At 76.0% G+C, this 10743-nt stretch carries 9 protein-coding genes; 4 read left to right on the top strand and 5 right to left on the bottom strand.

Annotated elements, in window-relative coordinates:
- Positions 1-27: 27 nt before the first annotated feature.
- Complete coding sequence (locus C1A33_RS12990) at positions 28-816, bottom strand: FadR/GntR family transcriptional regulator (protein WP_101831778.1); 789 nt, start codon at positions 814-816, stop codon at positions 28-30.
- A gap of 289 nt (positions 817-1105) precedes the next feature.
- Positions 1106-2077 carry a glycoside hydrolase family protein gene (locus C1A33_RS12985; protein ID WP_115537946.1) on the bottom strand — a complete coding sequence of 324 codons (972 nt, stop codon included), beginning with the start codon at positions 2075-2077 and terminating at the stop codon, positions 1106-1108.
- Between the two features lie 138 nt (positions 2078-2215).
- Here C1A33_RS12985 and C1A33_RS12980 point away from each other — a divergent pair, with 138 nt between their 5' ends.
- Positions 2216-3151: a sulfotransferase family protein gene (locus C1A33_RS12980; RefSeq protein ID WP_101831777.1), complete on the top strand. Its 936-nt coding sequence runs from the start codon at positions 2216-2218 to the stop codon at positions 3149-3151.
- 24 nt (positions 3152-3175) lie between these two features.
- Here the strand turns inward: C1A33_RS12980 and C1A33_RS12975 are convergent, their stop codons facing one another.
- On the bottom strand, positions 3176-3568 hold the full coding sequence (locus tag C1A33_RS12975; protein ID WP_101831776.1) for a DUF2237 family protein: 393 nt from the start codon (positions 3566-3568) through the stop codon (positions 3176-3178).
- A gap of 119 nt (positions 3569-3687) precedes the next feature.
- On the bottom strand, positions 3688-5649 hold the full coding sequence (locus tag C1A33_RS12970; protein WP_101831775.1) for an amino acid transporter: 1962 nt from the start codon (positions 5647-5649) through the stop codon (positions 3688-3690).
- Between the two features lie 239 nt (positions 5650-5888).
- Between C1A33_RS12970 and C1A33_RS12965 the strand changes: the two genes are divergently transcribed.
- The 3 genes from C1A33_RS12965 to C1A33_RS12955 all read left to right on the top strand — a co-directional run bounded on the left by C1A33_RS12965 (position 5889) and on the right by C1A33_RS12955 (position 9433).
- On the top strand, positions 5889-8297 hold the full coding sequence (locus tag C1A33_RS12965) for a UvrD-helicase domain-containing protein (protein ID WP_101831774.1): 2409 nt from the start codon (positions 5889-5891) through the stop codon (positions 8295-8297).
- 100 nt (positions 8298-8397) lie between these two features.
- Entirely contained in the window at positions 8398-8976 is a 579-nt protein-coding gene (locus C1A33_RS12960; protein ID WP_101831773.1) for a nuclear transport factor 2 family protein, read from the top strand.
- A gap of 61 nt (positions 8977-9037) precedes the next feature.
- The gene (locus C1A33_RS12955) at positions 9038-9433 is read left to right on the top strand and encodes a VOC family protein (protein ID WP_101831772.1); all 396 of its coding nucleotides are present in this window, start codon (positions 9038-9040) and stop codon (positions 9431-9433) included.
- 106 nt (positions 9434-9539) lie between these two features.
- Here C1A33_RS12955 and C1A33_RS12950 read toward each other — a convergent pair.
- Positions 9540-10743, bottom strand: a 1204-nt coding sequence (locus tag C1A33_RS12950; RefSeq protein WP_101831771.1) for a sensor histidine kinase, incomplete at its 5' end; no start/stop codon positions are given.

Here is a 10743-nt window from a genome sequence, read left to right as displayed (position 1 = left end):
ACCCGACCCACCCGACCGGGCGGCGCGTCAGTCGAGGATGTCGACGACCGTGTTCGGGTCGACGTCGCGCAGCAGCAGCGCGTTGGTCCGCTCCAGGTGGAACCGCCACAGCGCCTGGGCCTCGTCGGCGGCGCCGGCGCGGATGTGGTCGAGCAGCAGGCGGTAGGTGTCGACGGCCTGGCGGCAGGCGGCGAGCGTGCCCGGATCGTCCTGGGCGAGCGCCGCGCGGGTCTTCGCCGCGACGTGCCGGCCGATGATCTCGTGCATCATCCCGGCGGTGACGACCAGCGCCCGGTTACCCGACCCCTCGACGACGGTGCGGTGCACCTGGGAGAACGCCCCGCCGGGGCGCTCCCGGCGGACCTCGTCCTCGCACACCTCGATGTCGGCGACGAGCGCGGCGATCGCCTCGGGGGTGCCGTGCGCGGCGAACAGCGCGGCCCCCAGCGGCTCGACGCCGAGCCGGGCGGTGAGCACCTCCGCGATGGTGGCGCCCGCGAGCTGCAGCAGCAGCCCGGCGGGGCGGGCCACCATCTCGGGTCCGGGCACGCGGATACGGGCGCCGGTGCGCGACCCGCGGCGCACCTCGACGAGGGACTCGGCCTCCAGCACCCGCACCGCCTCGCGCAGCGTCGGGCGCGACACCCCGAAGTGGGTCATGAGCTCGGCCTCGCGGGGCAGGAAGTCCCCGGCGCGCAGCTCCCCGGAGACGATCATGCGGCGCAGGCGGCGGGTGAGCAGCTCCGCCGTCTTGGGTGAGCGCACGCTGTCGCCGGGCAGCCGGCTGGCGGGCACCGAAAACACCTCGGCGGTCATGGCGACGGTTCCTCCTACGCTGCGGCGGGTGCGGTCCGCGCCCGCCGCGAGGCGCCGCGCGAGGACCCAGCCCGCGGCGAACGCCCCGGATCATGAACCCGATGTACACGGACAGCCGGAACCGGCGCGAATATCGGGTGAGCATGCCCCCGACCGAGACACGATCTTACCGCCTGTTGCCGATGAATACCGTGATGCATCCCACGGGGGTCGCGGCGGCGCGGTGCGGCCGCGGTGTGCCCGAAGCGGCGTTCACCGTCCCCGCGGCCGGGGGGCGGCGCCGGGTGGATCAGGCCGGCTCGTGCAGCTCCGTGCGTAGTTCGTGGCTGCCGTCGGGGTTCGCCGCCTCGTAGAACAGCCGGTGACCGCCGCCGGGCAGGGGCACAACGGTGACGTAGCGCAGCGCGCCGTCGCCGACCGTCGCGACGGCGACCGGCTCGTCGCCCACGGCCTCGAAGCGGCGCGCCGTGTCGGCGAGGGCGAGGCCGGTGCGTTCGGCCCAGTTCTGCTCGGCGCTGGCCCGCCCGTCGTAGAGGGCGACCGGGCGCGGGCCGTCGGTCAGCACGGCGCTGATGCGCACACCGCGGGCGTCCCAGTGCCCGGGGCGCGGGGCGAGGGCGGTGCCCGTCCAGGTCCAGTGCACGCCGTCGGGGCTGGTCGCGTGGCGGCTGTCCATCCGGTCGGTGGCGTGCGGGTCGTCGAGCGGGTGGCAGGAGGCCCACAGCTGCCAGCCGCCGTCGAGGGGGGCGACCACCGGGTCCTTGACCGCGAGGGTGCGCGGGTCGCCGGGCAGGACGGTGCGGCGGCGATCCGGGTCGAAGCCGCCCGGGGAGTCAGCCTCCAACAGGTCCACCCACCAGTGCGGGCTCGCGGGCGCGGCGCAGCTGACGTACAGCCGGAACCGGCCCTCGGGGGTGACGACCAGCGCGGGCCGTTCCAGGCTCTCGGCGCCGAACGGCTCCCGGGGTACCACGGCGAGCTCGCGGAACGTCTCACCGTCGGTGGAGTGGGCGATCACCAGCCCGAAGCCGCGCCCGGCACCGACGGGGCGCCGCAGCCGGTAGGCGAGGTAGAACACGCCGTCGACGAGGATCGCGCTGGGGGCGCCGGCCCAGTGCCCGGGGCCGCGCCCGGGAGCCTCGGCCACGGTGACGGCGGGGCGGCGGCCCGGCAGCGGCACCGCCCGGGCCTCGAGGTGCCGCGCCTCGAGGTGCCGCGCCTCGACGTGCCGCGCCTCGATGTGCTGCGGGCTGGTTGCCATCGCGCAACCCTACCGTTGCCGGACATCGCAGGTGTCGCCAAGCCGGTCCCACCGCGTCCCACCCGCGGCTACCATCCTGATTTCACCGGTCGACTTGCTTGGGTTGGCCACCGTCCGAACCGCCGGAGCGTTCCCAGCATGGCCCTGCCCGACTTCCTCGTGATCGGCGTGCCCAAGGCGGGCACGACCGCGCTGCATGCCGCGTTGGCCCGCCATCCGGCGCTGTTCCTGCCGACGGTGAAGGAGCCGAAGTTCTTCCTGTCCGCCGGGCCGCCGCCGGCCCGCGGCGGCCCTGGCGACGCGCAGACCTACCAGGAGCATGTCTGGCGCCGCGGCGACTACGAGGCGCTGTTCGACCCGGCACCCGAGGGGGCGCTGCGCGGCGAGGCCACCCCCTTCTACCTCTACGACCTCGACGCGCAGAACCGCATCCGCCGGCTGCTACCCAAGGCGCGCCTCGTGGTGCTGCTGCGCAACCCGGTCGACCGGGCGCACTCCAACTGGACGCACCTGTGGGCCGCGGGCCTGGAACCCGAGCGCGACTTCGTCCGGGCGTGCGCGCTGGAGGAACGCCGCCGCGCGGCCGGGTGGGCGGATTTCTGGCACTATGTCTCCCTCGGCCGCTACGGCGAGCAGCTCGCCCACCTGTTCGGCCTGTTCTCCCGCGACCAGGTGCTGCTGTTGCGTTACCGCGACCTGCGCGACTCCCCTGCCGAGACGCTCGACCGGGTGTGCGCGTTCCTCGGCGTCGAGACGGGGCTCGTCGACCTGGTGCCCGCGCAGAACGTGACGCCGTTCGTCGCCGACACCCCGGTGAACGGCGTGCTGCGGGCGGTGCTGCGCACCGGCGGGCGGGTGGGCCACCACTTCCCGGTGCCGGTGCGCCGCGCGGTGCGCTCCCCGCTGCTGGGCGCGCTGCAGCGCCAGCGCGGCGGGCGGCCGACGCTGACGCCCGAGCAGCGGCGCGCGGTGCTGCCCTACTTCGTCGACGACATCGCCCGGCTACAGGAGCTCACCGGCCTGCCCTACGACGACTGGCTCACCGTGGGCCTGGAGCCCGAGACCATCGACTGAGCCGTGCGGCCGGCCCGCCTGCGCTCAGCCGAGCGAGCGCGGGTCGGCGGGGACGTCGACGGCGTGGGCACGCAGCGCCTCGAGCGGGATCACCTCCAGCGCCCGCTCATGGGTGCAGGCGAGCACGACGGGCGCGGCGAAGCCAGCATGGTAGGCCTGCAGCCAGCGCACGGCGACCACGCACCAGCGGTCCCCCGGGCGCAGGCCCGGGAAGGAGTACTCCGGCCGCGGGGTGGACAGGTCGTTGCCGACCTGACGCTGGTGGCGCAGGAACTCGGCCGTCACCACCGCGCACACGGTGTGACTGCCGAGGTCCTCCGGGCCGGTGCTGCAGCACCCGTCGCGGTAGAACCCGGTCACCGGATCGGTACCGCAGGGTTCCAGCTCCCCGCCGAGGACGTTTCGTTCCGCTGCCACCCCGCCATTTTCTCCCACTCCCGCGGTGGTCACACGGGGTCTGGCCAGATCGGGCGGGATGCGTCTGGGTGATGCCGCGCACCCGCCACCGCGCTCGCCGCCCGGGTGACGCCGGATCGTCAGGCGACGTGGACGTAGGGGCGGGCCCCCGGGTCGGGTTCGGCCTCGCGCAGCACCTCGCGGGTGACGGTGGCGACCTCCCCGGCGCCGAAGAACAGGAACCGCAGGAAGTTGGCGATCGGATTGCCCTCCGACCATTCGAAGTACACGTGCGGGCGCACGGCGGTGACGTCACGCAGGTGCAGCAGCAGCGCGGCGATCGCGTTGGGCACCGAGGTGCTGGTCAGGCACAGGATCCGGAAGCCGTGGCGATCCACGGCGCGCACGTCGAGCTCGGCCTCGAACTCGGACGAGTCCGGGATGGTGACCTCGAGGAACAGCAGCGGCACCCGTTCGGGCACATACAGCTCCTCGCGGGCCTTGCGCACCTTGTCGACATACTCGGCCGCGTCGCCGGAGTCCAGCTCGTTGGCGACCAGGTGCAGCGCGCCGGCGTCGGCGGAGTGGCGCACCCAGGCGAGTGCCGTGTCGTCGAGGCGCACCCCGGTGACCCGCAGCTCGAAGGAGCGCAGCGCCCGCGACGTGAACGACACGACCAGGATCGCGATGATGAAGATCGAGCCGATGATGAGCCCGTCGGGTCGTTCGATGATGTTGGCGACGGTGGTGTAGACGAACACGGCGGCGATGACGCCGAAGCCGATCGTCCGCCCGCGCTGGCCGTGGCGCGCCGCGGCGAGGGTGACGGCGAGCGACGCCGAGGTGATGAGCACCAGCACGCCGGTGGCGTAGGCGCCGCCCTGCTTGTCGACGCTGGCCTGGAAGACGAGCGTGACGGCGAAGCCGATCAGGGTGAACAGCAGCACCAGCGGGCGCACCGCCCGGGCCCAGTGCGGCGCCATCCCGTAGCGCGGCAGGTAGCGCGGGACGAGGTTGAGCAGCCCGGCCAGCGCCGACGCGCCGGCGAACCACAGGATGAGGATGGTGCTCACGTCGTAGACGGTGCCGAAGGCGGCGCCGAGGTCGCGGTGGGCGAGGTAGGCCAGCGCCCGCCCGTTCGCCGGCCCGCCGGGCTCGAAGGCCTCGTGCGGGATGAGCAGCGTGGTTGCCAGGCTGCTGGTGATGAGGTAGAAGGCCATGATCGCGGCGGCGGTGGTGAGCAGGGTGCGGGCGCCGCGGATGCGTCCCTCAGGGTGCTGCTCGCTGTCGCCGGGGGCGCCGCGCACCAGCGGCATCACCGCCACCCCGGTCTCGAAGCCGGACAGGCCGAGCGCGAGCTTGGGGAAGACGATGAGCGCGAAGCCGACCAGCGCGAGGGGGTCGGGATGCTCGCGCACGAGCAGCGCGTGCCAGTCGGTGAACAGGTGCGGGTGGGTGGCGAGGCGCACGAGGCTGTCGGCCACGACCACGGCATTGAGGCCCAGGTAGAGGACGACGAGGACGACGGCGATGCCCACCGCCTCGGTGAACCCGCCGAGGAACACCGCGGCGAGCAGCGCGAGCAGCACCAGCGTGACGGCGACCTGGTGGCCGTGCAGGGCGTGCGGGGCGTAGGGGTTCTCCAGGATGTGGGCGGTGGCGTCGGCGGCCGACAGGGTGATGGTGATGAGGAAGTCGGTGCAGGCGAAGCCGAGCAGCACCAGGACCAGGATCTTGCCGTTCCACCAGGACAGCTGCTTTTCCAGCATGGCGATCGAGCCCTCGCCGTGCGGGCTTTCACGCGCGACGCGGCGGTAGACGGGCAGGGCGCCGGCGAGGGTGACGAGCACCAGCACGGCGGTGGCGATGGGGCTCACGGCGCCGGCGGCGAGCGCGGCGATGCCCGGCTGGTAGCCGAGGGTGGAGAAGTAGTCGACGCCGGTCAGGCACATCACCCGCCACCACGGGTGCAGCCGGTGCTCGGGGGCGGGCTGGGCGTGCGGGCCGGAGTGCCGCTGTGCCTGCTCGGTGCCGGCGAGCAGCCATGCCCGCAGCCGCCGGGGCGCGGCGCGCGGGCGGTGCGCCGGTGCGGGCGCGGTCACGACGGACGGGAGCGGCGGGGACGCGGCATGCCGTGCATCCTCTCCCCTCCCGGCCCGCCGCGACGCGCGCCCCTCCCCGCCGGACACCGGCGACGGGGGTACCACGTCGGGGGATGCCGCGCCGTGATGGGGGCGCCCGGGGGCGCACGATGGTGGCAGGTGTTCGGCAGTACGTGACTGATTCCGCAATTTCAGCGCAAAGAGTCGCTCTATGACCACTGTTTGTATAGTTTGCGCTCGTGGCGATCGTGCACGAGGGCTCGGGCGGGCCCGCCGCCGAGCGGGTGGAGCTCGCCCACCTGGAGGCCGTGGCACTGTGGGAACGGGCGGCGGGCGGGCTGGGCGCCGCGCCCTGCTCCGGGCCCGCGGGGCACCGCGTCACCGCCGCGCTCGGCGCGCTGACCGGCCCGGGCCGCCCCTGGCGGCTGCTCGCCGACCGCCGCACCCGGGGCGACCGGGGGTTGGGCGTCGAGCTGCTGCTCGTCGGCCCGCCGGGAGTGTTCGTGATCGGCGTCCAGCGGTGGGTGCCGCGTCCGGCGCCGCGGGGCGGGCGGCCGTTCGCCGGCGGCGGGCACGGTGTCGGCGGCGAGATGGACGGCCCCGGTGCCCCCGGCCACCGCGACCTGGCGGCTCTGCGCGCGGCCGCCGACCTCGCCGAGCAGGGCGTCGCGGCGATCGGCCTGTCCCCGCTCGCGGTGAGCCCGGTCCTCGTCGTCGACGGCCACCGGCTGGACACGGTGCTCGGCCGCGTCCATGTCCTGGGCACCGCGGACCTGCTGCCGGCGCTGCTGCGCCTGCCCGCCCGGCTGCCCGCCGACCGCGTCGACGCGGTCGCCGCCTGCCTCGCCGCCGCGTTCCCGCCGGCGGGCGGGCGACGGTGCGGCGGGGCCCGCCCAGGGGAGCCGTTCCCGGCCGGACGGGGGCTGCCTGGCGGCGGCCCGTCGCCGGGTGGCGACGGGCGGGAGCTGTTCGCGGTGTGGGAGGTCGCCGAGGCGTTGCGGGCCGCGGCGCTCGACGCGCCGCTGGAGCACTGGATGACGTTCCTGCACCCGGCGCAGGTGGCCCTGGCCCGGCGCCGCTTCACCGGGCCGGCACGGATCGCGGGGGCGGCCGGCACCGGCAAGACGGTCGTCGCGCTGCACCGCGCGGCGCACCTGGCACGCCGGGACGGCGGCCCGGTGCTGCTCGTGACCTGCGCGGGGACCCTCCCGAGGGTGCTGGACGCGGGCCTGCGCCGCCTCGCCGGGCCACACGTCGCCGCCCGGGTCGAGACGACCAGCCTGCCCGGCTGGGCGACCGGGTTCCTGCGCGGGCGCGACCGGGCGGTGGCGCTCGACCCGCGCCGGGCGCGCGCCGCGCTGCGCACCGCCTGGGCGCGCACCGGGCGCGCCTCCGTGCTCGCCGCGCTGTGTGACGATCCGCGCTACTGGTCGGACGAGATCGAGCACGTCATCAAGGGCCGCGGTGTCACCTCCTACGAGCAGTACACCCGGCTGCACCGGCACGGGCGGCGCGCCGTGCTGCGCACCCGCCAGCGCGAGGCCGTCTGGCGGCTGTACGAGGACTACGAACGCCTGCTCGCGGCCGGCGGCATCGCCGACCGGCCCGACCTGATCGCCGCAGCGCTCGACGAGGTGCGCCGCCTTCCGCCGGGCACCGACTACACGGCGGTGATCGTCGACGAGGCGCAGGACCTCTCCCTGGTCGGGTTGCGCCTGCTGCACGCCCTTGTCGGCGATCGCCCGGACGGGCTGCTGCTCGTCGGCGACGGCCAGCAGTCGGTCTTTCCCGGCGCGTTCCCGCCGCAGGACGCCGGCGTGCGCCTGCGCGGGCGCACCGAGGTGCTGCGCGTCAACCACCGCGGCTCCCGCCCGATCGCCGCCGCCGCGCGCGCTCTCGTCGACGGTGACCCGCACGACGACGCCGGCGTCCTGGTCGGCGCCGACCATCACGGCCCCGTCGTCACGCCCCGCGACGGGCCGCGCCCGCACCGGGTCGTCGTTCCCGACGCGACGAGCCACGACCAGGCGCTGCTGGCCGCGGTCGGCGACCTCGTGCCCGGACTCGCCGCCACCGGACCGCCCCGCGCCGCCCCCGCGCCGGGCGGCGCGCCGTACGGCGCGCCGCCGGGCGGCGGTTTCGTCCCCCCGCGCCGCCAGGACGCGGCGGTGCTGTGCGCGAGCGCGGCGCAGGCCGACCGGTACGCCGCCCTGCTGCGCCGCGCCGGCATCCCGACCCTGCCCCTGCACCGCGACGACGGCGCCCCCGGCGACGCGGTGAGGATCGGCACCTACCTGGCGGCGCGGGGCCTGGAGTTCGGCCACGTCTTCCTGCCCCACGCCGACGGTGCCGCGCATGACGACAGGGCGCACGACGACAGCGCGGACCGCGACGCGGCGGACGGCGTGACGGCGCACGTCGGCACGGCGCACGTCGGCACGGCGCACGTCGGCACGGCGCACGTCGGCACGGCGGCGGACGGCGCGACGACGCCTGGCGCTGCCCCGGCTGGGGTCGCCGGGAGTGTCGTGGCGGCCGTGGCGGGTGAGCTGGCCGAGGTGGAACGGCGCCGACGCTACGTCGGGATGACCCGTGCGCGCGAGACGCTGTGGATCGGGGTGATCCGCCCGCCGGCGCCCGACTCGTGACGCGCGCCACGGTACCTGGGGTAACGTCACGCCGGTGCCGGGCGTCAGGCACGGAACCGGCGTGCGGCACCGGCCGGCCCGGCGGATTGGGAGGCATGCGATGAGCAGCAGGCTTGGCCCCTGGGAGCCGGCGACGTTCGAGGAGCGCCTCGACCGGATGGAGTCGCTCGCGGCGATCCGCCAGCTGCCCGCCCGGTACGCGCTCGCGATCGACTCCCGCGACATCGCCGCGCTCGCCGACCTGTTCGACCCGGACGTCACGATGGGTGACGGGCAGACGGGCCGGGCGGCGATCCAGCGCTGGTTCGACGCGAACCTGCGCGCGCCCCGCACCTCGGTGCATCTCGTCGCCAACCACATCATCGACTTCGACGACGCCGACCACGCCCGGGGCATCGTCTACTGTCGCGACCAGCTGGAGCGCCCCGAGTCGGGTCGCTGGGAGATCGGCGACCTGCAGTACTGGGACCGCTACGTCCGCGTCGACGGGGAGTGGTGCTTCGCCCGGCGCACGTTCCACCGCTGGTACCTCGTCGACGCGCTCACCCGCCCCAGCCACGGCGCCGGGGTGAACGACGGCAGCGACCCGCTGCGCGCCCGCCAGCTGCCCGAGGCCTTCGAGTCCTGGTCGCGCTACTGGGCGCCCGAGCCCGCCGCGCCGGTGTCCTCGGCCGGCTGAGCGCCGCCGCCGCGGGCCGCGTGCGGGGGCACGCGGGCGGGCGCGGGGAGAGACTGACCGGATGGAGGTTCTCAGCAGCCGCATCCTGATCAGACCGGCGGACCCGGCGCGCAGCCGTGCCTTCTACCGGGAGACCCTCGGGCTCGCGGTCTACCGCGAGTTCGGGCCGCCCGAGCATCCCGGGCTGGTGTTCTTCCTCGGTTCGGGACTGCTGGAGGTCTCCGGGCGCGCGGACGGGCGGCCCGCGGCGGCGCCCGACACGCCGGCCCTGTGGCTGCAGGTGCGTGACCTCGACGCCGAGCACCGGCGCCTCGTCGCGGCCGGGGTGGAGATCCGGCGGGCGCCGCGGCGGGAGCCGTGGGGCCTCGACGAGATGTGGATCGCCGATCCGGACGGCACCCCGATCGTGCTCGTCGAGATCCCCGCCGATCATCCCCTTCGCCGCGACCCCCGCTGAGCGCGGCCGGCCTCGCCCGCCGACCCCAGGCCCGGCGGCCCCCGTACGCATCGGGCCCGTGCCGTCGACCGACGCCCGCGCTGCCGCGACGCGTCCGCCCGCCGGGTCAGGGCGTGGGATCGCCGGTGGGCAGGACGACGGTGAGCAGCGCGCCACCGTCCGGATGGTTCGCGGCCCGGGCGGTGCCGCCGTGGGCGGTGACGATCGCGGCGACGATCGCGAGGCCGAGCCCGGTACCGCCGTCGTCGCGGCCGCGGGCGGCGTCGGCGCGGCGGAACCGTTCGAACGCGTGCGGCAGGAACGCCGGTGGGAACCCCCGCCCACGGTCGCGGACCCGCACGACCACGCTGTCGCGGCCGTCGGGCGCGCGCTGGCCGCCCAGGTCGACGGTGCTGCCGGGCGGGGCGTGGCGCACGGCGTTGGCCAGGAGGTTGTCGACCGCCTGGCGCAGCAGGTCGGGGTCGGCGCGCAGGGTCAGCGGCCGGTCGGCGACGTCGACGCGGACGCGTACCTCGCGGGCGGCGGCGAGGGGGATACGCGCCCGGGCCGCACGGTCGAGGATCTCGTCCAGGGCCACCGGCACACGCACCAGCGGGCCGCCGTCCATGCGGGCCAGGGTGAGCAGGGACTCGGCGAGGCGGATCAGCCGCTCGGTCTCCTCGGAGGCGCTCGCGACGGCCGTGCGCAGCTCGGCGGCGGAGCGGCCGGGGCGGGCGGCGAGCTCCAGCTCGGCCTTGAGCACCGTCAGCGGCGTGCGCAGCTCGTGACCGGCGTCGGCGACGAACGCGCGGTCGCGGGCGCGGGCCGCGTGCAGGCGGCGCAGCAGATCGTTCATGGTGCGGGCCAGCGCCGCGATCTCGTCGTGGGTGGCCGGCACGGCGAGGGCGGGGGCCGTGGTCGGCGCCGCGGGGCCTGGGGCGTCCTCGGCGTCGGCCATCGCGGCGGTCTCCCGGCGCATCCGGTCCACCGGGCGCAGCGCCGCGCCCGACAGCAGCCAGGCGGCGAGACCTGACAGCGCGATCAGCGGCACACTCGCGACGATCATCACGTTGCGGATCCGGTCCTCGGCGCGGTCGGCGAGGCGGGTGGGCGAGCCGACGACGGCGACGAACGTCGGCCCCGGCCGGGCGGGGGCGCCCGGATGGACGGGCACCGCGTACAGCCGGGTGGCGTGGGTGCGCTCGAGCGGCGCGCCGGTGGTGAACCATCGCGGCCGGGCACGGGCGGCGGCGAGCTCCCCCGGTGTGAGCAGCGTGGCCGGCCCGGCATCCGCGCTCGACGCCAGCACCCGGCCGTCGGCGGCGAGCACC

This window comes from Frankia canadensis (assembly GCF_900197875.1).
GTDB lineage: Bacteria > Actinomycetota > Actinomycetes > Frankiales > Frankiaceae > Frankia > Frankia canadensis.
Note: the sequence above shows the minus strand (reverse complement) of the source record. Positions and strands in the feature narration are given on the sequence as shown.